Source organism: Pseudomonas asplenii (assembly GCF_900105475.1).
Taxonomy (GTDB): Bacteria; Pseudomonadota; Gammaproteobacteria; order Pseudomonadales; family Pseudomonadaceae; genus Aquipseudomonas; species Aquipseudomonas asplenii.
Genome location: NZ_LT629777.1, coordinates 1,144,856 through 1,170,825, shown reverse-complemented (window position 1 = coordinate 1,170,825; position 25,970 = coordinate 1,144,856). Strand labels below are relative to the sequence as shown.

21 protein-coding genes are annotated in these 25,970 nt (G+C 60.4%); 11 read left to right on the top strand and 10 right to left on the bottom strand.

From position 1 onward, the window contains the following. Window positions 1-104 precede the first annotated feature (104 nt). From phaC to BLU37_RS05245, 9 genes are all read right to left on the bottom strand, one after another. Window positions 105-1,784 carry a class II poly(R)-hydroxyalkanoic acid synthase gene (gene phaC, locus BLU37_RS05285; protein WP_090202900.1) on the bottom strand — a complete coding sequence of 560 codons (1,680 nt, stop codon included), beginning with the start codon at window positions 1,782-1,784 and terminating at the stop codon, window positions 105-107. A gap of 242 nt (window positions 1,785-2,026) precedes the next feature. Next, on the bottom strand, window positions 2,027-2,407 hold the full coding sequence (locus BLU37_RS05280; RefSeq protein ID WP_019362115.1) for a gamma-butyrobetaine hydroxylase-like domain-containing protein: 381 nt from the start codon (window positions 2,405-2,407) through the stop codon (window positions 2,027-2,029). A gap of 124 nt (window positions 2,408-2,531) precedes the next feature. Further along, window positions 2,532-3,869 (bottom strand): ATP-dependent protease ATPase subunit HslU, encoded by a 1,338-nt coding sequence (hslU, locus tag BLU37_RS05275; RefSeq protein ID WP_010453620.1) that lies wholly within the window; start codon window positions 3,867-3,869, stop codon window positions 2,532-2,534. A gap of 54 nt (window positions 3,870-3,923) precedes the next feature. Next, the gene (gene hslV / locus BLU37_RS05270; protein ID WP_010453621.1) at window positions 3,924-4,454 is read right to left on the bottom strand and encodes an ATP-dependent protease subunit HslV; all 531 of its coding nucleotides are present in this window, start codon (window positions 4,452-4,454) and stop codon (window positions 3,924-3,926) included. A 295-nt stretch (window positions 4,455-4,749) separates the two neighbouring features. Further along, on the bottom strand, window positions 4,750-5,520 hold the full coding sequence (locus BLU37_RS05265) for a sulfite exporter TauE/SafE family protein (protein WP_090202897.1): 771 nt from the start codon (window positions 5,518-5,520) through the stop codon (window positions 4,750-4,752). A 312-nt stretch (window positions 5,521-5,832) separates the two neighbouring features. Beyond that, the gene (locus tag BLU37_RS05260; RefSeq protein WP_232000471.1) at window positions 5,833-6,588 is read right to left on the bottom strand and encodes a hypothetical protein; all 756 of its coding nucleotides are present in this window, start codon (window positions 6,586-6,588) and stop codon (window positions 5,833-5,835) included. A 610-nt stretch (window positions 6,589-7,198) separates the two neighbouring features. Next, on the bottom strand, window positions 7,199-7,909 hold the full coding sequence (locus BLU37_RS05255; RefSeq protein ID WP_010453626.1) for an SPOR domain-containing protein: 711 nt from the start codon (window positions 7,907-7,909) through the stop codon (window positions 7,199-7,201). 1 nt (window position 7,910) lies between these two features. Continuing rightward, window positions 7,911-9,647: an arginine--tRNA ligase gene (gene argS / locus BLU37_RS05250; protein WP_090202893.1), complete on the bottom strand. Its 1,737-nt coding sequence runs from the start codon at window positions 9,645-9,647 to the stop codon at window positions 7,911-7,913. A 228-nt stretch (window positions 9,648-9,875) separates the two neighbouring features. Then, complete coding sequence (locus tag BLU37_RS05245) at window positions 9,876-12,095, bottom strand: primosomal protein N' (protein WP_090202890.1); 2,220 nt, start codon at window positions 12,093-12,095, stop codon at window positions 9,876-9,878. A 166-nt stretch (window positions 12,096-12,261) separates the two neighbouring features. Here BLU37_RS05245 and rpmE point away from each other — a divergent pair, with 166 nt between their 5' ends. The 3 genes from rpmE to BLU37_RS05230 all read left to right on the top strand — a co-directional run bounded on the left by rpmE (window position 12,262) and on the right by BLU37_RS05230 (window position 14,755). Beyond that, window positions 12,262-12,480 (top strand): 50S ribosomal protein L31, encoded by a 219-nt coding sequence (rpmE, locus tag BLU37_RS05240; protein ID WP_007925855.1) that lies wholly within the window; start codon window positions 12,262-12,264, stop codon window positions 12,478-12,480. Then, a complete protein-coding gene (locus BLU37_RS05235; protein ID WP_456239032.1) occupies window positions 12,464-13,306 on the top strand; it encodes a thermonuclease family protein in 843 nt (280 codons plus the stop codon). The genes rpmE and BLU37_RS05235 overlap by 17 nt, the downstream gene beginning before the upstream one ends. Before the next feature lie 180 nt (window positions 13,307-13,486). Continuing rightward, window positions 13,487-14,755, top strand: a complete 1,269-nt coding sequence (locus BLU37_RS05230; RefSeq protein ID WP_010453637.1) for a malic enzyme-like NAD(P)-binding protein — start codon at window positions 13,487-13,489, stop codon at window positions 14,753-14,755. A gap of 195 nt (window positions 14,756-14,950) precedes the next feature. Here the strand turns inward: BLU37_RS05230 and BLU37_RS05225 are convergent, their stop codons facing one another. Beyond that, window positions 14,951-17,383, bottom strand: coding sequence for a penicillin-binding protein 1A (locus BLU37_RS05225; protein WP_408003671.1), 2,433 nt, complete (start codon window positions 17,381-17,383; stop codon window positions 14,951-14,953). Window positions 17,384-17,588: 205 nt separating this feature from the next. On the opposite strand from BLU37_RS05225, the gene BLU37_RS05220 reads away from it, so the two are divergent. From BLU37_RS05220 to BLU37_RS05185, 8 genes are all read left to right on the top strand, one after another. Then, the gene (locus BLU37_RS05220; RefSeq protein ID WP_090202885.1) at window positions 17,589-18,653 is read left to right on the top strand and encodes a pilus assembly protein PilM; all 1,065 of its coding nucleotides are present in this window, start codon (window positions 17,589-17,591) and stop codon (window positions 18,651-18,653) included. Then, a complete protein-coding gene (locus BLU37_RS05215) occupies window positions 18,653-19,219 on the top strand; it encodes a PilN domain-containing protein (protein ID WP_090202882.1) in 567 nt (188 codons plus the stop codon). The genes BLU37_RS05220 and BLU37_RS05215 overlap by 1 nt, the downstream gene beginning before the upstream one ends. Further along, window positions 19,216-19,839 carry a type 4a pilus biogenesis protein PilO gene (pilO, locus tag BLU37_RS05210; RefSeq protein WP_010453643.1) on the top strand — a complete coding sequence of 208 codons (624 nt, stop codon included), beginning with the start codon at window positions 19,216-19,218 and terminating at the stop codon, window positions 19,837-19,839. The genes BLU37_RS05215 and pilO overlap by 4 nt, the downstream gene beginning before the upstream one ends. Continuing rightward, complete coding sequence (gene pilP / locus BLU37_RS05205; RefSeq protein WP_010453644.1) at window positions 19,836-20,363, top strand: type 4a pilus biogenesis lipoprotein PilP; 528 nt, start codon at window positions 19,836-19,838, stop codon at window positions 20,361-20,363. Before pilO ends, pilP begins: the two co-directional genes overlap by 4 nt. A gap of 11 nt (window positions 20,364-20,374) precedes the next feature. After that, the gene (gene pilQ, locus BLU37_RS05200; protein WP_090210904.1) at window positions 20,375-22,450 is read left to right on the top strand and encodes a type IV pilus secretin PilQ family protein; all 2,076 of its coding nucleotides are present in this window, start codon (window positions 20,375-20,377) and stop codon (window positions 22,448-22,450) included. A gap of 4 nt (window positions 22,451-22,454) precedes the next feature. Next, window positions 22,455-22,973, top strand: coding sequence for a shikimate kinase AroK (aroK, locus tag BLU37_RS05195; protein WP_010453648.1), 519 nt, complete (start codon window positions 22,455-22,457; stop codon window positions 22,971-22,973). A gap of 149 nt (window positions 22,974-23,122) precedes the next feature. Continuing rightward, the gene (aroB, locus tag BLU37_RS05190; RefSeq protein WP_010453651.1) at window positions 23,123-24,223 is read left to right on the top strand and encodes a 3-dehydroquinate synthase; all 1,101 of its coding nucleotides are present in this window, start codon (window positions 23,123-23,125) and stop codon (window positions 24,221-24,223) included. A 10-nt stretch (window positions 24,224-24,233) separates the two neighbouring features. Beyond that, a complete protein-coding gene (locus tag BLU37_RS05185; protein WP_090202879.1) occupies window positions 24,234-25,817 on the top strand; it encodes an AAA family ATPase in 1,584 nt (527 codons plus the stop codon). Window positions 25,818-25,970 lie beyond the last annotated feature (153 nt).

Genomic DNA, 25,970 nt, shown 5'->3' with positions numbered 1-25,970 from the left:
CTGTGTTGAATCCTGTTTCCCTGCGCACGTGATCCCTCATGTGCACGTTATCCCTGCAGGAGCGGGCGGGTCGCCGCACCGCCGGCTCCTGCAAGCGGCGCTGTCTAGCGCTCGTGCACGTAGGTGCCCGGTGCCGCCTCAGCCGGTGGATAGGCCTTGCTGCCCAGGCTGGTCGGCGATTTCTTCAGCTTGCCTGCGCGCGCTGCCAGCCAGGCCTGCCAGTGTAGCCACCAGGAGTCGGTATGCTTGGTGGAGTTTTCCTGCCAGTCCTCGGCCTTGGCCGGCATCTCCTCGTTGGTCATGTAGCGCGACTTGGGATTGCCCGGCGGGTTGAGGATGCTCTGGATATGCCCACTGCTCGACAGCACGAACTCGACCTTGCCGCCGAACAACTGCGCCGACTTGTAGCAGGACTTCCAGGGGGTGATGTGATCGTTGGTGCCGGCCAGGGCGAAGATGTCGGCGTCGACTTGCTTCAGGTCGATCGGCGTGCCGCACACTTCCAGGGCACCGGCGCGCACCAGCGGGTTGTTCTTGAACATCTCGATCAGGTCGCCGTGGAATGCGGCGGGCAGGCGAGTGGTGTCGTTGTTCCAGAACAGGATGTCGAACACCGGCGGCTCATTGCCCAGCAGGTAGTTGTTGACCCAGTAGTTCCAGATCAGGTCGTTGGGCCGCATCCAGGCGAACACCTTGGCCATGTCGCTGCCCTCCAGCACGCCCTGCTGGTAGGAGTGGCGCTTGGCGGCTTCGAGGGTCTGTTCGTCGACGAACAGCGCGACCTGGGTGTCCAGGGTGGTATCGAGCACGCTGACCAGCAGGGTCAGGGCGTTGACCTTCTTCTCGCCGCTGGCCGCGTAGTGACCGAGCAGGGCAGTGCAGGTGATGCCGCCGGAGCAGGCACCGAGCATGTTGATGTCCTTGCTGCCGGTGATTGCACAGACCACGTCGACGGCTTCCTTGAGCGCCTCGATGTAGGTCGACAGGCCCCATTCACGCTGGGCCTTGGTCGGATTGCGCCAACTGATGATGAAAGTCTGCTGGTGGCTGCGCAGGCAGAAGCGCGCCAGGCTCTTGTCCGGGCTGAGGTCGAAGACATAGAACTTGTTGATCTGCGGTGGCACTACCAGCAGAGGGCGCTCGTGCACCTGCTCGGTGGTCGGCCCGTACTGGATCAGTTCCAGCACGTCGTTGCGAAAGACCACCGCGCCTTCGCTGGTGCCAAGGTTCTTGCCGACCTCGAAGGCGCTCATGTTGACCTGGCTGGGCATGCCGCCGTTGTGCACCAGGTCCTTGGCCAGGTTCGACAGGCCATCGAGCAGGCTCTTGCCGCCGGTTTCGAAGAAACGCTTGACCGCCGCCGGGTTGGCCGCGCTGTTGGTCGGCGCCATGGCCTCGGTCAACAGGTTGATGACGAAATGTCCGCGGCTGATGTCCTGGGCCGAGAGTGAGCTGTCGCCGATCCAGTCGTGGAGCTCCTTGCGCCAGGCCAGATAGGTTTGCAGGTAACGTTTGTAGAGGGGGTTCTGGCTCCAGGCCGGATCAGAGAAGCGCCGGTCGTCCTGGTCCGGTTGCAGCTCGGATTTGCCGAACAGCACGTTCTTGAGTTCGATGCCGAAATGGGCGACGTGTCGGGCGCTGTGGATGGGTTGCCGGATGGTCTGGGCCAGTACCATTCGGGCTGAAGTCAGAAGATCCTTTCTACGCAAGCCGACGACGGGGTTCAGGCCCAGGGTGTTCTCCGAGGCCTGACGCTTGAGGTCATCGCTGTTCTTGTCACTCATCTACGACGCTCCATTGTCCTGAGACGAGTACCGGGTAACGCTGTGCGACCAGGCACAACGAATGCCAAGTACTGCTGCTCGGGTGACCGGTTGATTGCGCATCGTTAAATGCACGGGACTTGCCAAGGCCATTGGTTACCCGAGTTTAATTTTTTTCGCAAGCGGACCGAACGTCAGCTTTGCCTCCGGGTATTGGATCAGAATAGATTAGAAAATACGCCCCAAATGGCAAGATGCCTGTTCTAGAGCATCAGACGCACGATCGACTCGGAGGGGTCGCGGGATTTTCCGGCGGCCTTGAGTTCGGCAAGATAATCGGCCCACAAGTCATCTTGACGACGGGCGAGCTGGTAGAGGTAATCCCAGGTGAACAGGCCGCTGTCGTGGCCGTCGTCGAAGGTCAATTTCAGTGCGTACTGGCCGGCGGGTTCGATCTTGCTCAGGCCGACATTGAGTTTGCCGAACTGCAGGATGGGTTGCCCATGGCCCTGGACCTCGGCAGAGGGGGAGTGGACTCGCAGGAATTCAGCGGGCAGATGGTATTCCTCGTCCGGACCGTACTTGAGGGTCAGGGTCTTCGAGGCCTTGTGCAGGTTGATGGCGGAGGGGATGCGGGTTGTCATGACGAGCGCGGACCTGTCGAGTGGGAACCTCCTCCTGTAGGAGCAGGGCTTGCCCGCGAAGCTTTTGATGGCCTTGAGGCCGCATTCGCGGGCAAGCCCGCTCCTACAGGGGGAGCGGTGTTTCTTACAGGATATACCGCGACAGGTCTTCGTTCTGCGCCAATTCGCCGAGGTGGCTGTTGACGTAGTCGGCGTCGATGCGGATCGGCTCGGCACCCTGGGCTCCGGCGAGATCGCCGGCACTGAACGAGACTTCCTCCAGCAACCGCTCCAGCAGCGTGTGCAGGCGGCGTGCACCGATGTTCTCGGTCTTCTCGTTGACCTGCCAGGCGATCTCCGCCAGGCGCTTGATGCCCTCCGGCTGGAATTCGATGTTCAGGCCCTCGGTCTTCAGCAGTTCGCGATATTGTTCGGTCAGCGAGGCATGCGGTTCGCTGAGGATACGTTCGAAGTCTTCCGGGCTCAGCGCCTTGAGTTCGACACGAATCGGCAGACGGCCCTGCAGCTCGGGGACCAGGTCGCTCGGCTTGCTCAGGTGGAACGCGCCGGAGGCGATGAACAGGATGTGGTCGGTCTTGACCATACCCAGCTTGGTGTTGACGGTGCAGCCTTCGATCAACGGCAGCAGGTCGCGCTGCACGCCTTCACGGGAGACGTCGGCGCCGCCGACATTGCCGCGCTTGGCGACCTTGTCGATTTCGTCGATGAACACGATGCCGTGCTGCTCGACCGCCTCAAGGGCCTTGGCCTTGAGTTCCTCGTCGTTGACCAGGCGCCCGGCTTCCTCGTCGCGCACCAGCTTGAGCGCTTCCTTGACCTTGAGCTTGCGGCTCTTGCGCTTGCCCTTGCCCATGTTGGCGAACAGGCTCTGCAACTGGTTGGTCATCTCTTCCATGCCCGGTGGCGCGGAGATATCGACGCCGGTGTGCTCGGCGACCTCGATTTCGATCTCCTTGTCATCCAGCTGGCCTTCACGCAGGCGCTTGCGGAACAGTTGGCGGGTGTTGGTGTCCTGGGCGGGCGCTGCCTCTTCGTTGAACCCGGAGCGGGCCGGCGGCAGCAGGGCGTCGAGGATGCGTTCCTCGGCAGCGTCTTCGGCACGGTGACGGACCTTGACCATCTCCTGCTCGCGCAGCAGTTTGATCGCGGCGTCCGCCAGGTCGCGGATGATCGACTCGACGTCGCGGCCGACATAACCGACTTCGGTGAACTTGGTCGCTTCGACCTTGATGAACGGGGCGTTGGCCAGTTTGGCCAGGCGGCGGGCGATTTCGGTCTTGCCGACACCGGTCGGGCCGATCATCAGGATGTTCTTGGGGGTTACTTCGACGCGCAGCTCTTCAGGGAGCTGCATCCGGCGCCAGCGGTTGCGCAGGGCAATGGCTACAGCGCGCTTGGCATCGTCCTGGCCGATGATGTGGCGATTGAGTTCGTGGACGATCTCGCGGGGAGTCATGGACATGATATGTGGGGCCTCAAGCGGTAGGAGTCAGTATCGATACAGGTCTGGCACTCCTTATTCCGCGAGGTCCTGCTCCTCAATAGTGAATTGGTGATTGGTAAATACGCAAATGTCGCCGGCGATCCCGAGAGCGGTCTCGACGATTTCGCGGGCCGACAGGTCGGTCTTCTTCAGCAGGGCGCTGGCTGCGGCCTGGGCATAGTTGCCACCGGAGCCCATGGCGATCAGGCCGTGTTCCGGTTCGACCACATCGCCATTGCCGGTGATGATCAGCGAGGCGTCCTTGTTGGCGACGGCCAGCATGGCTTCCAGGCGGCTCAGGGAACGGTCGGTACGCCATTCCTTGGCCAGTTCGACGGCGGCACGGACCAAGTGGCCTTGATGTTTTTCGAGCTGGCCTTCGAAGCGTTCGAACAGGGTGAAGGCGTCGGCGGTGGCACCGGCGAAGCCGGCGAGGACCTGGCCGTGATAGAGGCGGCGGACTTTCTTGGCGTTGCCCTTCATGACGGTATTGCCGAGGGAAACCTGGCCGTCGCCACCCATGACGACTTTGCCGTGGCGGCGAACTGAAACGATGGTGGTCAAGGGAGTGTCTCCACGCAGCGGGGCGAAAATGCCTGATGGAAACTCATATGGGGTTGGTGCAGGGTTTTTCAACTGCGGGTAGGGTTTGGGGATGAGTGGTGTGGGAAGGGGGGTTAGCTGTTGTAGGCGTTTACCCCGCCAGCGGTGGGCTGAACGCTCCTGTTTCTCCCACGCCGGGCCGTTGCATTTGTCTGTAACTGCAAGGGGAAAGTCTCGACGGATCAGGAACCCAATGCGCTGCCGGTGGAGCAGGAGATTACGGAGCGTGTCGAGGTTGACGGATTCAGAAAATGATTCACTGTGCGTATAGGGACATACCCATCCTTGCGATGAGGAGCACAAGTAAAATCAAAAAGAATATTCGAATAAAGCCACTCCCATAACGCAGTGCTAAGAAAGCCCCGGCAATAGAGCCTGTAATATTGCATGCGGCCACGACTCCTCCGATTGCCCATAAAACATTCCCCGAGGGAATGAAGAACATTAGCGCTGCACTAAATGTTCCTAAATTTACCAGTTTTGCTGAAGCGGATGCGTTTAGAAAATCAAATCCAAAAAATCTTACGAAGACAAAAAGTAGAAGGCTGCCGCTGCCGGGGCCGAAAACACCATCATAAAATCCAATTAATCCGCCGAAGAGAATTCCCAGTAAAATCTCTCTATTGCCGATTTTAATATTTGAGCTGAGTCTGCCCAAATCTTTTTTTATAAAAGTATAGATGGCCATCGCTATCAAAATGAAGAGCGTAATGTACTCCATCAATCTCCTTGGGATGAGTGAAATAGAGAGGGCGCCCATGAAGGAAAATATAAAGGCTGAGAACATGGTGGGAAGCATAAGCTTCCAGATGATTTTTATTTTTTTGAGGTAAGTGAATATGGAGGAGAGGTTGCCCGCTAAAACCGATAGCTTGTTGGTTCCAAAAACTGTAGTCAAACTATATTGGGGTAAGGCGTGTAAAAGTGCTGGTAACTGTACCAGTCCACCTCCGCCAACCGCAGCATCAATCAAGCCACCGCAAAAAGCAAAAAAGCCCAGCGTAATTAAGTAGTATTCAAAATTCATCAAAATGGTCAGCCGGGATTGAAATTACATAAGAAAGCTCTGGGGCTTGGGTATATGGAAATCCAAAATGTATGTCATTGGCGTCTTAGGTGGTCGAGGCCAAGGCTGCATTCAGGAAATAAAATGCTTTCCCGACGCGCTGATTGTAATCAAGCATTATTTCTTTTAGGCGATCAACCTCAAATTTTAGGCCTACCGTTCGACCATAAATTTGTGCCGCAGCCAAAGCATGCAGTCCGTGCTTGTTTTCTACCTCTCCAGCATGGCCCAGTACATATCCTTTTGCATTTTGCAGGCTTTGAACGTTGCTGCTTAATAGAGGATTGAAAGAAATAAGCTTTTCTCTATATGTTGAGCGATGAAGTTATATTCTCGTCCATTCCAAAGCTCTGAAGCAATCGCGGTCATCATGGCATCCATGATGGATTGCTTATGCTCAGTAGAGTCCATGGGTAATGTATGCTTCGCTACACCAGTAGCGTAGAGAAATGCCGCGAACTCTTCGCATGCATCGACTTTATACTGATTTTCTACCCAGTCAGGCGCACCGAAAGCCGCCGTCATATAATTGTACATGCCATCATGTCCTTTATGCCCGAGGCCAAAATCATCTTTCGCGACTTCATGCATGTGTGCCATTGCATTATGGTATCCAGCTCGATTTTCGGCAGGTACGGATAGAGCGTCCGCAGATAAACGCATGATAATTTTAGCGGAGACTAAGCTGGTTGTTTTGTGGGTTTCATTCCAGCCATTGAAGAACTTCAATATGCCAGCATCTGTGTTGCTTTTTTTGAGGAAGGATCTAAATGTTTTTTCGGCGTTGGCCTGAGCTTCTTGAGTGGTCGGGTGGCAAAGTACTTCGTGCATTGAATTCTGAATTGTAATTATTTGATCGATCTGCGCGAGTAAGGGAGGCCTCCGAAAATTTTCAGATATAGGTCGGCTTGGTATTTTTATATTCCCGAGATGGCGGGTTAGCGCCTCAATAAAAATCTCTCCAAACTGTTGCATTGACTTTTTTTGTTCAAGTATTCCGAGGTGACTTTGCAATGATGCTGGATTCATGATTCTGCCTATGCTGTTTTTCTCGATCGAGTGCTGAATGATTCAAATCTAGATAAGTGTCCTCAATTCTGTCAATTATTTAGCGTGGGCAGGAGCGCGCAAAGTTTATTTGGCTCACTCTGGGAGAGTCGATATGTAGGATAATTCACGCAGCATTTATGGCGCTCCGTTGAGAGTGGTAGCTCTAAATAGCGATTTTCTTGTAGGACTTGCTGTCATCCAGAAATATTTCATCTGAAATAAATTGCAGCAATTGAATGGCCGTTTTCTCTCAGACACAATCATCACCCCCTCGGCACTTCGGCACTTCGGCAGTGTTGCAGTCAGATGATCAAAAAAGGCTGCTCACCGTGTATCGAGTCGATCTATCAGAGAGATCTTGAGGTTCGCACCCATATATTTGAGATGTGGGCTGACGGCAATTATGCAAATCGGCGGGTGGGTTTTCCTGGTCTACGACGCACCACTTTCCAGCTATCGATCTGTTCGCGCTGCCGCACCTTGAGAGGGAGTGCCCCAGCCGGTTGACGATCAACAGGTGGGGCAACAGGGTGCCAAGTTTGTCATTGGCCTGCGCTTGCAGGCCTGAATCCTTAGGATTTCGGGGGTATCAGCGACTCTGGCGTTGTTGTAACAACAGGTTGCTGAAGCCGCTGCCGGCCAGTTGTTTCTGTGCCGTGGTCAGTTGTTCGCGGTTGCTGAACGGGCCGACCAGCACTCGGTACCAGGTCTCGTCCTTCACCGTGCCGGACTCCACCGAAACTGCCTGGCCGAGCAGGATGATCTGCGCCCGGACCTTGTCCGCGTCGGCTTCCTTGCGGAACGAACCGGCCTGCAGGAAGAACTTCGTTACCGCTGCCGGTTCCGCCTTGGCCACCGGTGGCGGCGGTGGCGGGGTGATCCCGGACAGCGCCGCCTGGGCCCGGGCGGTATCGATCTTCGCCGCTTCGGCCGGGGTCACCGGAGTCTGCGGAGTGGGTACTGTCTGCGGCGTCGGCAGGGTTTTTTCCGGCACGGCTTCCGGCGGCACGATGACTTCCGATTCCGGCAGCAAGGTGTAGAAGTCGTACTTGGGCTTCACCGGCTGAGTCGGGCTCGGCGGGGTCTTGTTGGCCTCGGCGATCTTGGTAGCTTTCTGCTGTTCCTGCCGAACGCGCTTGACGTCATCGCCCCTGCCCGGTTCCAGCTTCATCAGGAACACGACAAAGGCGCCGACGCCGAGGCCGATGGCCAGCCACAGCCAGCCCGGGATCGGCTTTTTCTCGGGAGCCTGGTAGCGGCTGGCGCCGCGTTTGGGGGCGGGTTTTTTCTTCGCGGCCAACTTACATGCGCTCCAGGGTTTCCAGGCCCAGCAGTTCCAGGCCTTGCTTGAGGGTGCGTCCGCTCAGCGCCGCCAGACGCAGACGGCTCTGCATGCGGGCTGGGGTGTCGGCGCTGAGGATCGGGCAGTTCTCATAGAAGCTGGAGAACAGGCCGGCGACATCGTACAGGTAGGTGCAGAGGATGTGTGGCGTACCCTTTTCGGCAACGCTATTGAGCACTTCGGAGAACTGCGCCAGTTTTGCCGCCAACTCCTGCTCGTGTGCGGCTTCCAGCACGATCTGCCCGTCGATTTCGCTGAAGTCCTTGCCCAGCTTGCGGAACACGCCGGATACCCGGGTGTAGGCGTACAGCAGATAGGGTGCTGTGTTGCCTTCGAAGTTGAGCATCAGGTCGAAGTTGAAGCTGTAGTCGCTGGTACGGTGCTTGGACAGGTCGGCGTATTTCACTGCGCCAATACCCACGACCCGGGCGATTTCGCGCAGTTCGGTTTCGGCCAGGTCCGGGTTCTTTTCCTTGACCAGGTTGTAGGCGCGCTCCTGGGCTTCGGTCAGCAGGTCGATCAGCTTGACCGTGCCACCGTCGCGGGTCTTGAACGGACGGCCGTCGGCACCGTTCATGGTACCGAAGCCCATGTGCTCCATTTCCATCGGGTGGGTCACGAAGCCGGCCTTGCGTGCGACGGCGAATACCTGCTGGAAGTGCAGGGCCTGACGCTGGTCGACGAAATACAGCGCGCGGTCAGCCTTGAGCTGACCACTGCGGTAGCGCACCGCTGCCAGGTCGGTGGTGGCGTAGAGGTAGCCGCCGTCGGCCTTGACGATGATCACCGGCAGTGGCTCGCCTTCGGCGTTTTTGAACTCGTCTAGGAACACGCACTGGGCACCGTTGCTCTCGACCAGCATGCCGGCAGCCTTGAGGTCGTTGACCACGTTGATCAGGTCGTCGTTGTAGGCGCTTTCGCCCATGACGTCGGCCATGGTCAGCTTGACGTTGAGCAGCTCGTAGATCTTCTGGCAGTGGGACAGCGAGATGTCCTTGAAGCGAGTCCACAGCGCCAGGCACTCCGCGTCGCCGGCCTGCAGCTTGACCACCAGGCCACGGGCGCGGTCGGCGAACTCGGTCGACTCGTCGAAGCGTTGCTTGGCGGCGCGGTAGAAGTTTTCCAGGTCCGACAGCTCGTCGCTGGTAATCGGGTTTTCCTGCAGGTAGGCCATCAGCATGCCGAACTGGGTGCCCCAGTCGCCGACATGGTTCTGGCGGATCACGGTGTCGCCGAGGAACTCCAGGACCCGCGCGACGCCGTCGCCGATGATGGTCGAGCGCAGGTGGCCGACGTGCATTTCCTTGGCCAGGTTTGGTGCCGACAGGTCGACCACGGTGCGCTGGGCTGTGCCGGCCTTGCGCACGCCGATGCGGGCGTCGGCCAGGGCGGCGTCCAGGCGTGAGGCCAGGGCCTGGGTGTTCTGGAAGAAGTTGATGAAGCCGGGGCCGGCGATTTCCGCCTTGCTGACGTTTTCATCGGCCGGCAGGGCGGCGATCAGCTTTTCCGCCAGGTCGCGGGGCTTCAGCCCGGCAGGCTTGGCCAGCATCATGGCGATGTTGCTGGCAAAGTCGCCGTGGGTCTTGTCGCGGGTGTTCTCGACCTGGATCGCCGGCGTCAGGCCTTCAGGCAACACACCTTCGTTGACGAGTTGGGTGAGGGCTTGCTGGATCAGCTGGCGAATGGTGTCTTTCATGGTCTTCTCTTTCGACCGCGAGCGCGGCGGCGCCCAAGGCGCAGGTGGAAAAACTGGGTATTATCCGTTGCCGGGGCGAGCTTGCCAACCGGTTGCGGACTTGTGGTGTTGCTGGAGGTGGCCCTTTTGCGGGCAAGCCCTGCTCCTGCAAGTTCGGTGTTGCGCGCAGGACTTGAGTTCGGCCCTGCCCTGTAGGAGCAGGGCTTGCCCGCGAAGGGGCCGTCCCGATCAGTACAGATCCACCGGATCGACATCCAGCGACCATCTGACCTGCCGCCCGCCCGGCATCTGTTCCAGCACCAGCAGCCAATGACTCAACAGGCGATGCAATGGCGCCCGGGCGTTGGCCTGCAGCAGCAATTGCGCACGGAAGCGTCCGGCGCGACGTTCCATCGGTGCCGGTACCGGCCCCAGTAACTCGATGCCGCCCAGCTCCATTTCCCCCAGCAGGCGCTCGGCCTCGCTGCAGGCTTCGTCGAGAAAGCCTTCGGCCTGTCCCGGCTTGTGAGCCTCGGCGCGCAGCAGGGCCAGGTGGGCGAAAGGCGGCAGGCCGGCCGCGCGGCGCTCGCTCAGGGCCTGTTCGGCAAAGGCGAAATAGCCCTGTTCAGTCAGTTGCACCAGCAGCGGATGGTCCGCCAGGTGAGTCTGGATGATCACCTTGCCCGGCTCCTCCGCCCGCCCGGCCCGGCCTGCGACCTGAACGATCAACTGGGCCATGCGCTCGCTGGCGCGGAAGTCGCCGGAAAACAGACCACCGTCGGCATCCAGGATCGAGACCAGGGTCACCCGGGGAAAGTGGTGGCCCTTGGCGAGCATCTGCGTGCCGACCAGGATGCACGGCTGGCCTTTCTGGATGGTGGCGAACAACTGGTTCATCGCGTCCTTGCGTGACGTGCTGTCGCGGTCGACCCGTAGCACCGGGTAGTCGGGGAACAGGATGGACAGGCGTTCCTCGGCCCGTTCGGTCCCGGCTCCGACCGGCCGCAGGTCGACCTTGGCGCATTGTGGGCAATTGCGTGGCACCGGCTCGACGTTGCCGCAGTGATGGCAGCGCAGTTCGCCGTAACGTTGATGCACGGTCATGCGCGCATCGCAGCGCGAGCATTCGGACATCCAGCCGCAGTCGTGACAGAGCAGTGTCGGTGCGAAGCCCCGACGGTTGAGAAACACCAGCACTTGCTGGCCGGCCGCGAGCGTCTGGCCGATGGCTTGTTGCATCGGTCCGGAGATGCCGCTGTCCAGAGGGCGGCTTTTCACATCCAGGCGCAGGAAGCGCGGTTGTTTGGCGCCGCCGGCTCGCTGGTTCAGGCGCAGCAGGCCATAGCGGCCGATATAGGCGTTGTGCAGGCTCTCCAGGGACGGCGTGGCGGAACCCAGCACGATCGGAATGTTTTCCTGGCGGGCGCGCACCAGTGCCAGGTCGCGAGCGTGATAGCGCAAGCCTTCCTGCTGTTTATAGGAGCCGTCGTGTTCTTCATCGATGATGATCAGCCCGGGGTTCTTCATGGGCGTGAACAGCGCCGAGCGGGTGCCGATGATGATGTCGGCCTCGCCGTCCCGTGCGGCGAGCCAGGCGTCCAGGCGTTCGCGATCGTTGACGGCCGAGTGCAGCAGGGCGATCCGCGCATTGAAGCGCTGCTCGAAGCGCGCCAGGGTCTGTGGGCCGAGGTTGATCTCGGGGATCAGGACCAGGGCCTGCTTGCCGGCTTCGAGGGTTTCGCGGATCAACTGCAGGTAGACTTCGGTCTTGCCGCTGCCGGTGACGCCGGCCAGCAGGAAGGCGTGAAAACTGTCGAAGCCGGCCCGGATCGCCGTGCAGGCGGCGCGCTGTTCATCGTTGAGCGGCAGTTCCGGTTGCGCCAGCCAGTGTTCGTGACGCTCGCTGGGGGCGTGGCGACGGATTTCCACCTGCACCAGTTCCTTGGCCAACAGCAGGTCGAGGCTGTCCTTGCTCAGTTGCAGCTTACCCAGCAGTTGGTGTGCCACGCCGTGGGGATGCTGGGCCAGGGTGGCCAGGGCTTCGCGCTGGCGAGGCGCGCGGGCGATGCGCGGGTCGTCGAGGCGCGCGCCGGGGGCCATCGACCAGAACCGCTCCTGGCGGGCCTCGGCCGGTTCGCCTTGGCGCAACAGTACCGGTAAGGCCCAGCTCAAGGTGTCCCCGAGGCTGTGCTGGTAGTATTGGGCGGTCCACAGGCACAGCTTGAACAACTCCGGCGGCAAGGGCGGTGTGGCGTCGAGCAGGGCCAGTGCCGGCTTGAGCTTGTCCGCCGGGACTTCGCTGTGCTCGGCGACTTCCACCAGAATGCCGATCATTTCCCGTCGCCCGAAGGGCACCCGCAGGCGCATGCCGGGTTGTAGCGCATGGCGCGGCACGCCCTTGGGTGCCCGGTAATCGAACAGGCGGCGCAAGGGCGAAGGCAGGGCGAGGCGCAGAATGGCGTCGGGCACGCGGTTATCTCGGGTAATGACGATGAATAAGGGCGCGAGCCTAGCAGACGACTGGTGCAGGGGGACAGCTTGCTTCATTTTGCAAGGGTGGTATTATCACCGGCTAAATTACGTGCGGTGTTCAACAATAGTGTTGGGCGGCGGCACGCTAGCCGAGGAAGTCACCATGAAAGCAGATATTCATCCAGAATACCCAGCAGTTGCCGTTACCTGCAGCTGCGGCAACAAGTTCGAAACCCGTTCGACCTTCGCCAAGCCTCTGGCAATCGACGTGTGCAACGAGTGCCACCCGTTCTACACCGGTAAGCAGAAGACTCTGGACACCGGCGGCCGCGTTCAGAAGTTCGCCGATCGTTTCGGTGCATTCGGTGCGAAGAAGGCCTAAGGCTTTTTTCCTGGGCGGCCTGAAGGGCTGTTCCTCGCTGAATAAGAAGGCGCTCCTTGTGAGCGCCTTTTTTGTGGGCGCGATTTATCAGGCGCAGGTGCTGGCGTTCTGTCCGGTAGTGTCTTCGGCGACGCGTGTCGAGGTGCAGCGAGTGGTCGATGGCGACACCGTTCGCCTGAAGGATGGTCGCAGCGTCCGGTTGATCGGTATCAATACCCCGGAACTGGCACGTCAGGGGCGGGCTGCCGAGCCCTTGGCTGAAGCAGCCCGCCAGCGTCTTCAGGCGCTGGTGGCTGCAAGCGGTGGCCAGGTCGGTTGGGTCCCCGGTCGGGAGCGTCATGACCGCCATGGTCGCGAGTTGGCTCATCTGTATGGGGCGGATGGGCAGAATCTCGGCAGTCGTCTGCTCGCCGAGGGGCTGGCTCATCAAATCGTCATGCCGCCCAATAGCGTTTTGTCCGATTGCCAGCAGGCAGCCGAGCAGCGAGCCAGGCAGGCCGGGCTTGGACTTTGGGGGCAGGCTTCTGTGCTGAAGGCGGATCAGATCGATCGGTCCGGTTTTGTGCTGTTGAGCGGGCGTGTGAGCAATGTTCTGCGCAATCGTCGCGGATTGTGGATTGAATTGCAGGGGAAAGTGGTGCTGCACGTCGCGCCTGAGCGGTTGAATCTGTTCGATTCTGCTGCATTGGATGGGCTAAAGGGCCGACAGGTCGAGGCTCGGGGTTGGTTGGTGAGGCGTTCCGGTCGGGGTGGTGCGAGTGATCGTCGGGCACTTTGGCTACTGCCTTTGAGTCATCCGGCCATGTTAAAGGTGACACGCCGATAAAAATTGTAGACATTTTAACTTGTCGATTGTGATCAGTTTTGGCCTTGTATTTCACGGCTCTTGGGCCAAAGTCGTAGGATACGTCCCTTGACACCGGTGACTGGTCAGTCTTGTTAGGATTTTGCGACACGCGTATCCTCGGCGGTCCGTCTGTCCCACAGTAAAAAGCGGAATGCCCACATGTCAGATTTGAAAACTGCCGCTCTCGAGTATCATGCCAAACCTCGCCCGGGGAAGCTGAGCGTCGAGCTTACCAAAGCCACTGCCACCGCCCGCGACCTGTCGCTGGCCTACAGCCCTGGTGTTGCCGAGCCCGTACGTGAAATCGGCCGGGATCCCGAGCTGGCCTACAAGTACACTGGCAAAGGCAACCTGGTTGCGGTCATTTCTGATGGCACCGCGATCCTTGGTCTGGGTAACCTGGGCCCCCTGGCCTCCAAGCCGGTCATGGAAGGCAAGGGCGTGCTGTTCAAGCGTTTCGCCGGTATTGATGTCTTCGACATCGAAGTCGATTCGGAAAGCCCACAGGCCTTCATCGACACCGTCAAGCGTATCTCCATCACCTTCGGTGGCATCAACCTGGAAGACATCAAGGCACCTGAGTGCTTCGAGATCGAGCGCGCGCTGATCGAACAGTGCGACATCCCGGTATTCCACGATGACCAGCACGGCACCGCGATCGTCACCGCGGCCGGCATGATCAACGCCCTGGAAATCGCCGGCAAGACCCTGCCTGAAGCGAAGATCGTCTGCCTGGGCGCCGGTGCTGCCGCCATCTCCTGCATGAAGCTGCTGGTGAGCATGGGTGCGAAGATCGAGAACATCTTCATGATCGACCGCAGTGGCGTGATCCACTCCGGCCGTGACGACCTGAACCAGTACAAGGCGGTCTTCGCCCACACGACCGACAAGCGCACCCTGGCTGATGCCCTGGAAGGCGCCGACGTGTTCGTTGGTCTGTCCGGTCCGAATCTGCTGAGCGCTGAAGGCCTGAAGTCCATGGCGGCCAACCCGATCGTATTCGCCTGCTCGAACCCGGATCCGGAAATCGCTCCGGCGCTGGCTCACGCCACCCGTAACGACGTGATCATGGCCACCGGTCGTTCGGACTTCCCGAACCAGGTCAACAACGTTCTGGGCTTCCCGTTCATTTTCCGTGGCGCCCTGGACGTTCGCGCCAAGCGCATCAACGAGGAAATGAAGATCGCTGCGGCCAACGCCCTGAAGGATCTGGCCAAGCTGCCGGTGCCGAAGGAAGTGTGCGAGGCCTATGGCGTTGACTCGCTGGAGTTCGGTCGTGAGTACATCATTCCGAAGCCACTGGATGCCCGTCTGATCACCGTGATCTCCGATGCCGTGGCCAAGGCCGCGATCGAGACCGGCGTGGCGACCCTGCCGTATCCGAAGCACTACCCGCTGAAAAGCGTGGATGACGTGTTCAACGGCTAAGCCCTTGTAGCGTCAAATGAAAAGCCCCGGCTCGGATGAGTCGGGGCTTTTTTGTTCGTGGCCGGGTAGGCGTTGCGCAGATCATTCGCGGGCAAGCCACGCTCCTGCAACCTGTGCTGCACACGGGGAGTGTACGGCACGAAAGGGTAGGAGCCGGGCTTGCCCGCGAAGGCAGCGATGCGGTTTTGTCCTCGGTCAGAACAGGTCGATCGGCGCCGATTCGTCCGCTGGCAGCGGGCTGCCCGGGGCGCTACCGCCAGTGCCCAGTTCGTTGACCGACGGCGGCGTGTCCTCGCTCTTGAACAGCTCGAAGTAGGCATTTGGCGTGCCCGGCACTGCGGCGCGCCCGCTGACCGGGTCGACCCGCAAGCTGAGGATGCCTTCCGGCTCGGCCTGGGTATGCGCAGGCTTGTCCTTGAGCGCGGCGCCCATGTAGTCCATCCAGATCGGCAGCGCCACCGTGCCGCCGAACTCGCGCCGACCGAGGCTTTCAGGCTGGTCGAAGCCGGTCCAGACAGTAGTCACGTAGTCGGCGTTGTAGCCGCTGAACCAGGCATCCTTGGATTCGTTGGTGGTACCGGTCTTGCCGGCCAGGTCGCTGCGGCCCAGGGCCAGGGCGCGACGGCCGGTACCGAGCTTGATCACGTCCTCGAGCATGCTGTTGAGGATGTAGGTAGTGCGTCCGTCGACGATCCGCTCGGCGACAGCCGGTGCCTGGGCGGCCGGCGCCGGTACTTCACTGCTGCTGTTGATGGTGAAGGTCGTATGGCTTGGGGCCGCGATGCCGCTGCTGGCTGCGGTGCCGGTCGGTACGCTTGGCGGGTTGGCGACGAACAGGGTCTCGCCATTACGGCTTTCGATCTTGTCGATCAGGTACGGCGTGATCTTGTAGCCGCCGTTGGCGAAGGTGCTCCAGCCGGTGGCGATTTCCATTGGCGTCAGCGTCGCGGTACCCAGCGCCAGGGACAGGTTGCGCGGCAGGTCCTGCTTGTTGAAGCCGAACCGGGCGATGTAGTCGATGGTCTTGTCGACGCCGAGGCTTTGCAGCAGGCGGATCGAAACCAGGTTGCGCGACTTGTACAGCGCTTCGCGCAGGCGGATCGGGCCGAGGAAGGTGTTGGTGTCGTTCTTCGGCCGCCAGACCTTGTCCAGGTACTCGTCGACGAACACGATCGGCGCATCGTTGACCAGGCTGGCTGCGGTGTAGCCGTTGTCCAGGGCTGCACTATAAATGAACGGCTTGAAGCTCGAACCCGGCTGGCGCTTGGCCTGCATGGCGCGGTTGTAGTTGCTCTGCTCGAAGGCGAAGCCGCCGACCAGTGCGCGAATGGCGCCGTTCTGCGGATCGAGCGAAACCAGCGCGCTCTGGGCGGACGGAATCTGGCTGAACTTGAGGCTGTTGTCGGTCTGGCGCTGGACGCGGATCAGGTCACCGACCTGGGCGACGTCCGCCGGCTGTTTCGGCGCGGCCCCGAGGCTGTTGGTGTTCAGGTAGGGGCGGGCCCACTTCATGGTGTCCCAGGCCACGGTTTCGATGCCGTTGCGGGTCAGTACATGCAGGGCATTTTTGTCCACCTGGGTGACGATCGCCGGCTCGAGCCCGCTGATGGGACGCTGCTTGCTCAGTTCAAGGTTCCAGGCATCCTGGGTCTTGCCCGGCAGGCGCGACTCTGGGCCACGGTAGCCATGGCGCTGGTCATAGTTGATCAGACCTTCCTGGACCGCGTGGTTGGCCATTTCCTGCAGGTTGCTCGGTACCGTGGTGGTGACGCGGAAACCTTCGGTATAGGCCTCGCTGCCATAACGGCCGACCATTTCGGCACGGGCCATTTCGGCGATATAGGGTGCGTTCACTTCCGGCGTCGGCACGTGATAGCTGGCGTTGATCGGTTCGGCGAGGGCGGTCTGGTAGGCGCTTTCGTCGATTTTGCCGAGCTTGTACATGCGGCCCAGGATCCAGTCACGGCGTTCCTTGGCGCGTACCGGGTTGGCCAGCGGGTTGAAGCGCGACGGAGCCTTGGGCAGGCCGGCGATCATGGCCATCTGGGCCAGGCTGATATCGCGGATCGACTTGCCGTAATAAACCTGCGATGCGGCTTCGATACCATAGGCGCGGTTGCCCAGGTAGATCTTGTTCACGTACAGCTCGAGGATTTCATCCTTGGTCAGCTGACGTTCGATCTGCAGGGCCAGGAGAATTTCATTGGTCTTGCGCGAAAAGCTGCGCTCGCTGGACAGGAAGAAGTTCTTCGCCACCTGCATGGTGATGGTGCTGCCCCCGGACTGGATGTGTCCGCTCTTGACCAGTTGGGTCGCGGCGCGCATCAGGCTGCTGGGGTCGACGCCGTAGTGGTTGGCGAAGTTGTCGTCTTCGGCGCTCAGCAGGGCGTTGATGAAGTTCGGCGGAATGTCGGCGAAACGGATAGGGGAACGGCGCATTTCGCCAAATTCTGCTATCAGTTTGCCATCGCTGGTGTAGACCCGCAGCGGAATCTGCAACTGGATGCTTCTCAGAGCCTCCACGGATGGCAGGCCCGGACTAAGATAGAGGAAGGCACCGCTCAGGACGAGCAGCAGCCCGCAGAACACGGCGACGAAAGACCACCCGAAAAACTTCAGCAGACGAATCAAGGCTTGTGGATTTCCAGATAAAAGAATGAGTTAGGCGTCAGGCTAGATTCAAGGCAAGCGCTGGTTCGACGACTCGGAGAAAAACGTGGGGCATTATAAGCATTTTTGGCCTTGAGCGTCATTTGCGCTTATGTCAAGACTGCTATTAAATGCCTTCATCATAAAGGGTCCGTAAGTCGCGGATAGTAATAGGGAATCGGTAGTGCTTGGACTCTTCGGCAAAAAAGCGCATTCGCTCCTGGGCATAGACATCAGCTCCACCTCCGTGAAACTCCTCGAATTGAGCCGCTCAGGCAATCGATATCGGGTCGAGTCCTACGCGGTGGAGCCGCTGCCGCCCAATGCCGTGATCGAGAAAAACATCGCCGAACTCGAGGGGGTTGGCCAGGCCCTGACGCGCGTGCTGCTAAAGGCCCGGACCAGTGCGCGCGAAGCCGCGGTGGCGGTGGCAGGTTCGGCGGTCATTACCAAGACCATCGAGATGGATGCCGGGCTCTCCGACGATGATATGGAGAACCAGCTCAAGATAGAGGCCGACCAGTACATTCCCTATCCGCTGGAGGAGGTCGCCATCGACTTCGAGGTCCAGGGGTATTCGGCGCGCAATCCCGAGCGGGTCGAAGTGCTCTTGGCCGCCTGTCGGAAAGAAAACGTCGAAGTGCGCGAAGCAGCCCTTGGCCTGGCCGGACTCGATGCCCGCGTAGTCGATGTCGAAGCGTATGCGCTGGAGCGCTCCTTTGGCCTGCTGGCTGCCCAGTTGGCTACCGATCACGACAAGTTGACGGTCGCTGTGGTCGATATCGGCGCCACCATGACCACCCTGAGTGTCCTGCATAACGGACGGATCATCTATACCCGCGAACAGTTGTTCGGTGGACGTCAGCTCACCGAGGAAATCCAGCGGCGCTATGGACTCTCCAACGAAGAGGCCGGGTTGGCGAAGAAGCAGGGCGGTTTGCCCGACGACTATGTCATGGAGGTCCTGCAGCCATTCAAGGATGCTCTGGTGCAACAGGTGTCGCGCTCCCTGCAGTTCTTCTTCGCCTCCGGCCAGTACAACGATGTCGACTACATCCTGCTGGCCGGCGGTACCGCTTCGATTGCCGGCCTCGATCACCTGATCCAGCAACGCCTGGGTACGCCGACCATGGTCGCCAACCCGTTCGCCGACATGGCATTGAGCAGCAAGGTCAATGCCGGGGCGCTGGCCAGTGATGCGCCAGCCCTGATGATTGCCTGTGGTCTGGCGTTGAGGAGTTTTGACTGATGGCGCGGATCAACCTTCTGCCCTGGCGCGAACAACTGCGCGAAGAGCGGCGCAAACGCTTTCTGACTGCGCTGGTTGGGGTGCTGGTGGTTTCGGTCGGTATTGTCCTGATCACCGACCAGTACATCAGCCGCTCGATCGATCACCAGGTGGCGCGCAATGCCTACGTCAACAAGGAAATCGCCCAGCTCGACTCGCGGATCAAGCAGATCAGCGACTTGAAAGCCCGTCGCCAACAGTTGATCGAGCGGATGAAAATCATCCAGGACCTGCAAGGCAACCGGCCGATCAGCGGGCGGATTTTCGATCAACTGGCACGAACCCTGCCCGACGGCGTGTATTTCACGCAGGTGAAGATGACCGGCAAGGTCATCGCGATCACCGGCACGGCGGAGTCCAATAACCGGGTTTCGGACCTGATGCGTAACCTCGATGCTTCCGAATGGCTTGAAGCTCCCAGTCTGACCGAGGTCAAGGCGACCACCAGCGGCATGACGGATCAAGCCAACGTGTTCCAGTTGAGCGTGCGCCAGACCCAGCCTGCGGTGGCGGGGGCTGCCAAATGAATGTCTCGGAATGGCTGGAAAACCTGCGCAAGATCGACCTTGCCGATCTCGATATGCAGAACATCGGTTCCTGGCCGGCAGCGGTCAAGGGTGCCTGTGGTTTCATCGTCGCGGTGTTGGTGCTGGCGCTGGGCTACAACTTCTACATCAAGGACCTGACCGATCAACTCGATCAGCAGCGAGCCACCGAGGTCACCCTGAAGGAGCAATTCGCGACCAAGGCCCACCTGGCGGCGAACCTGGAGGCCTACACCCAGCAGATGCTCGACATGGAGGCTTCGTTCGGCGCCTTGCTCAAGCAACTGCCCAGCGATACCGAGGTGCCCGGGCTGCTTGAAGACATCACGCGCACCGGGCTCGGCAGCGGGCTGGAGTTCGAGGAAATCAAGCTGTTGCCCGAAGTGGCGCAGCAGTTCTATATCGAGCTGCCGATCCAGATCACCGTCACCGGTGCCTATCACGACCTCGCCACCTTTGTCAGTGGCGTGGCCAGCCTGCCGCGGATCGTCACCCTGCATGACTTCGAGATCAATCCGGTGACCCCCGGCAACGGCAACAAGCTGCGCATGAGCATTCTCGCCAAGACCTATCGCTACAACGACAAGGGGCTGCAGAAATGACCGGCTTGCGCGGGTGGTGCGTGGGCCTGCTGGTTGCGCTGCTGGCCGGTTGTGGCGGTGGCAATGACTTTGGCGACCTGGATGCCTATATGCGTGAGGTGCGCGAGCGGCCGGCCGGCAACATCGAACCGACGCCGAAGTTTCAATCCTACGAGGCGTTCACCTACAGCGCCTCGTCCTTGCGTAGTCCGTTCCAGCCGCCGGTCAAGATCGATCTGGTCAATCGCCAGAAGGGTTCACGCGAGGTCAAGCCGGACCCGAATCGGACCAGGCAATTTCTCGAAGGCTTCAATATCGAGCAGTTCGAGATGGTCGGCACGCTTTCCAATGCCAGCGGCATCTACGCCTTGTTGCGTGGTGGCGGTGGCGTTCATCGATTGAAGGTGGGCGATTACCTGGGGCGTAACGAAGGCCATATCGTGGCTATCACCGACTCCCAGGTCGAAGTGGTCGAGATCGTTCCGGACGGCGAAGGTGGCTGGCTGGAACGACCTCGCACTATCCCCTTGAAAGAGCACTCATAGTGGAATTCGACATGAACAGGATCCTTTCCGCCCTCGGCATTTCGCTATGGATGGCGCTGGTGTCGCCGATGGTGTTCGCGGCCAATCTCAAGACCCTCGACGTGGCGGCACTGCCGGGCGATCGGGTCGAGATCAAGCTGGCTTTCGACAGCCCGCCTGCGGCCCCGCACGGCTATACCACCGAGCAGCCGGCGCGGATTGCGCTGGACCTGACCGGGGTGGCCAGCCAACTGGCTACCAAGACTAGCGATCTGGGTGTCGGTAACGCGCGTAGCGTGACCGTGGTGGAGGCCAAGGATCGGACCCGGCTGATCATCAACCTGACCAAGCTGGCGCCCTACAGCACGCGGATCGAGGGCAACAACCTGTTCGTGGTGGTCGGTCAGGGCGCTGCACCCGCCGTTGCGACTCCGGTCGCCAGTACACGGCCGGTAGCTACCGCTGCGCAGCCGGCGCGTGTGGCGCCCAAACCCTACGTGCCTGTTGGCAAGGCCATTCGCAGCGTTGACTTCCAGCGCGGCGAGCAGGGCGAAGGCGATGTGGTGATCGAGCTTTCCGATCCCTCCATCAGTCCGGATGTGCAGGAAAAGGGCGGCAAGATCAGCGTGGAGTTTCCGCGTACCCAGCTGCCGGAATCCCTGCGCGTGCGCCTGGATGTGAAGGATTTCGCCACGCCGGTGCAATACGTCAACGCCACGGCGTCTGCCGACCGGGCAAGCATCTCCATCGAGCCGAGTGGTGCCTTCGATTATTCGACCTACCAGACCGACAACAAACTGACCATCAGTGTCCGTCCGCTGACCGTCGATGACCTGCAGCGACGTAACGCCGAGCGCTTTGTCTACACCGGTGAAAAACTCTCGCTGAACTTCCAGGACATCGATGTGCGTTCGGTTCTGCAACTGATCGCCGATTTTACCAACCTGAACCTGGTGGCCAGCGACACGGTGCAAGGCGGGATCACCCTGCGCCTGCAAAACGTGCCGTGGGACCAGGCATTGGACCTGGTGCTCAAGACCAAGGGCCTGGACAAGCGCAAGATCGGCAACGTGCTGTTGGTGGCGCCGGCGGACGAGATCGCTGCGCGTGAGCGCCAGGAACTGGAGTCGCAGAAGCAGATCGCAGAGCTTGCGCCACTGCGTCGTGAGCTGCTGCAGGTCAACTACGCCAAGGCCGCCGATATCGCCAAGCTGTTCCAGTCGGTGACCAGCGCCGAGAGCAAGGGCGACGAGCGTGGTTCGATCACCGTGGACGAACGCACCAACAACATCATTGCCTACCAGACCCAGGAGCGTCTCGACGAACTGCGACGGATCGTTGCGCAACTGGATATCCCGGTGCGCCAGGTGATGATCGAGGCGCGTATCGTCGAGGCCAACGTCGGTTATGACAAACAACTGGGTGCCCGATGGGGCGGCAGTATCTCCGGTGGCAACTGGAAGACCAATGGCGGCTCGCGAACGCTGTCGAGTTCGACCGGCCAGAGCACCAGTACACCGTTCGTCGATCTGGGAGCAACCTCGGCGACCTCCGGCATCGGTATCGGCTTCGTCACCGACAACACCATCCTCGACCTGGAACTGAGTGCGATGGAGAAGACCGGTAACGGTGAGGTCGTGTCGCAGCCCAAGGTGGTCACTTCCGACAAGGAAACCGCGAAGATCCTCAAGGGCACCGAGATCCCGTACCAGGAGTCCAGCTCCAGCGGTGCCACCTCGGTGTCCTTCAAGGAGGCGTCGCTGTCGCTTGAGGTCACGCCGCAGATCACCCCTGACAATCGGATCATCATGGAGGTGAAGGTCACCAAGGATGAGCCGGACTACCAGAACGTGCTCAACAACGTACCGCCGATCAAGAAAAACGAAGTCAACGCCAAGGTCCTGGTCAATGACGGTGAAACCGTGGTGATTGGCGGTGTGTTCTCCAATACTCAGAGCAAAACCGAAGAGAAGGTGCCATTTCTCGGCGATGTGCCGTATGTTGGGCGCCTTTTCCGTCGGGACATCGTTTCGGAAGCAAAATCCGAGCTGCTGGTATTCCTGACTCCGCGTATCATGAATAACCAGGCGATTGCTGTGAGTCGTTGATTCTGTGCGAAATTTGATTCTTGTTGGGCCTATGGGGGCTGGAAAGAGCACCATCGGTCGTTTGCTGGCCAAAGAGCTGCGCCTGCCTTTCAAAGATTCCGATAAGGAAATTGAATTGCGCACCGGCGCGAATATCCCATGGATTTTCGACAGGGAAGGCGAGCCCGGCTTTCGTGATCGCGAGCAGGCGATGATTGCCGAGCTGTGTGCCAGCGACGGTGTGGTCCTGGCCACGGGCGGTGGTGCGGTGATGCGCGATGAAAATCGTCGGGCGTTGCATGCCGGTGGTCGGGTGGTCTACCTGCATGCCTCGGTGGAGCAGCAGGTGGGGCGTACCGCCCGTGATCGCAACCGGCCATTACTGCGCACTGCCGACCCGGCCAAGACCCTGCGCGACCTGCTGTCGCTCCGTGATCCGCTTTATCGGGAAATCGCCGATCTGGTGGTGGAAACCGATGAACGGCCGCCGCGTATGGTCGTGTTGGACATCCTTGAACGCTTGCAGCAACTACCTCCCCGTTAAAGCACGAAGGGAAATGCGCTATCCTCGACGCCCGCCATGCCTGCTTGCGGTCATGGCTCAAGGCCATCGGGCCGCGCCGGAAACGGACGCCGGCAACAATCGTTAATCCTGGGACGGGACGTGCGCGTCCATCTTCACAGTGGGGACACATGCAGACACTTAAGGTCGATCTTGGCGAGCGCAGCTACCCGATTCACATTGGTGAAGGGTTGCTGGACCAGCTCGAGCTGCTGGCGCCGCATATTGCCGGTCGGCAAGTCGCCATCGTCTCCAACGAAACCGTTGCCCCGCTCTATCTTGAGCGTCTGAGCCGCAGCCTGGCGGCCTACTCGGTCATTTCCGTGGTGTTGCCCGATGGTGAGGCCTTCAAGAACTGGCAGACCCTGCAACTGATTTTCGACGGTCTGCTGCAAGCCCGTCATGATCGCCGCACCACCATCATCGCCCTGGGGGGCGGGGTTGTTGGCGACATGGCCGGTTTCGCCGCCGCCTGTTACCAGCGCGGGGTGGATTTTATCCAGGTACCGACTACCTTGTTGTCCCAGGTCGATTCGTCGGTGGGTGGCAAGACCGGTATCAACCACCCGTTGGGCAAGAATATGGTCGGTGCGTTCTACCAGCCGAACGTGGTGCTGATCGATACTGCGACGCTCAAGACCTTGCCGGCCCGCGAGTTGTCGGCGGGGCTTGCCGAGGTCATCAAGTACGGGCTCATCTGCGATGAGCCATTCCTGACCTGGCTGGAGGAGCATGTCGATGCCTTGCGTGGCCTCGACCAGGCTGCCCTGACCGTGGCCATCGAGCGTTCCTGCGCGGCCAAGGCTGCGGTGGTTGGTGCCGATGAGCGCGAGTCCGGCGTGCGTGCCACGCTCAATCTCGGGCACACCTTCGGCCATGCCATCGAAACCCACATGGGCTATGGCGTCTGGCTGCATGGTGAGGCCGTGGCCACTGGCACCGTAATGGCGCTGGAGATGTCCGCGCGCCTGGGCTGGATCAGCGAGGCCGAGCGTGATCGCGGTATTCGCCTGTTCCAGCGCGCGGGTTTGCCGGTTATTCCTCCCGAGGAAATGACCGAAGCCGATTTTCTCGAACACATGGCAGTTGACAAGAAAGTGCTCGACGGTCGCATGCGCCTGGTGCTGTTGCGCCGCATGGGCGAAGCCGTGGTGACCGACGATTATCCGAAAGAAGTTCTACAGGCCACGCTGAGGGCGGACTACCGCGCCTTGGCTCAGCTTAAAGGTTGATGAGATTCCGATGACTAGTTTGCATGCCGACGAGGCTTTCCTCGGCCATTATCAGTTGAGTCACGATCCTTTCGCTCCACGGGTGCCTGGCTTCAAGTTTTTCCCGGCTCAGCGCAAACCGGTGCTGGGGCAGTTGCATCATCTGGCCCGTTACAGCCAGTTGCTGCTGGTGGTCACCGGCCCGCTGGGCAGTGGCAAGACCCTGCTGCGCCAGGCACTGGTGGCGAGCACCAACAAGCAGTCAGTGCAGAGCGTGGTGGTTTCCGCTCGCGGCGCCGGTGATGCGGCCGGTGTGCTGTACCAGATCGCTCAGGCCCTGGGCGTGATCGAGACCGATGTGCCTTCGATTCTGGCGCAGGTGGTACAGCTGGCGCTGACCGGGCAGGAAGTCTACCTGCTGGTCGATGATGCCGAGCAATTGGACGATTCGGCGATCGAGGCCTTGCTGGCCCTGGCCGCAGGCGCTCCGGAAGGTCGACCGCATGTCTTCCTGTTCGGCGAGTCTTCGCTGATCGCCGCTCTGGAGCCGCACAGCACGCAGGAAGAACGTTTCCACGTAATCGAGCTGCAGCCCTACACGGAAGAGGAAACACGCGAGTATCTGGCCCAGCGTCTGGAAGGCGCGGGGCAGGGAGTCGAACTTTTTACCGCTGAGCAGATCACTGAGATTCACGAAAGCGCCGAGGGTTGGCCTGGCAATATCAACCAGGTTGCCCGCGATGCGATGATCGAAGCCATGATTGCCAGCCGCTCCGCGGTCAAGCGACCAAGTATGGGGTTCAAGATGTCGAAGAAATACGTGTTGGCGTTGTCCGGCGTGGTGGTGGTTGCGATCGCTGCGGCCTGGATGAGTTCTGGTCGCAGCAAGGCGCCGGTGACTGCCGGTGCGCCGAGTGAGCAGGCCCAACTGCCGCTGGGGCAGGCGCCGAAGCCGGGTAGTGGACCGGCGGTCGAGTTCGCCGGTAATTCGCAGCCGATGCCGCTGCCGCTGGTCGGTCAGTCGCAGCCGGTGATGCGTGGCCCGTTGGCCGAAGCGGCCGGTGGCATGCCGGAAGGCGATGACGGTGGCGCTCCTGCGGTTGACGGCGGTGTGGCCCAGCCGCCAACCGTCACCACCACCGCTCCGCCCCTGGGCGTTCCAGCAGGTCCGACACCCACTCATCCGACCCCGGCTCCAGCCCAGGTGGCCACGGCCAAGCCGGCCGCCAAGCCTGCGCAAACGCCAGTGCCGGTGCCAACGGCCAAACCGGTGGCCAAGGCCGAGAAACCGGCCGAGAAGCCGGTGGCGACCGCCAAGCCGGCCGCCGGTAGCAGTTGGTATGCGGGTCAGGCTCCTGGTCACTATGTGGTGCAGATCCTGGGCACCAGTTCCGAAACCACGGCCCAGAACTTCATCAAGGAACAGGGCGGCGAGTATCGTTATTTCAAGAAAGTGCTCAATGGCAAGCCGCTATATGTGATCACTTATGGTAGCTTCGCCAGCCGCGATGCAGCGGTCAGCGCTATCAAAGCCTTGCCAGCGAAGGTTCAGGCTGGTAAACCTTGGCCTCGCACTGTCGCCAGCGTCCAACAGGACCTCGCCACAACTCGCTGATGATTTGGCGGCCTTACCCAGGCCGCCTTTCCAGCACCTCAAAATTTCCACTTGAGCACACCGCCCGTGAAGCGGCGTGCCTTGTGGTGTCTGCGTCACGGTAGATTTGAGTTGTCCCGGTCAAAATTCAAAAAAGTTTTGACTAGCACGAAA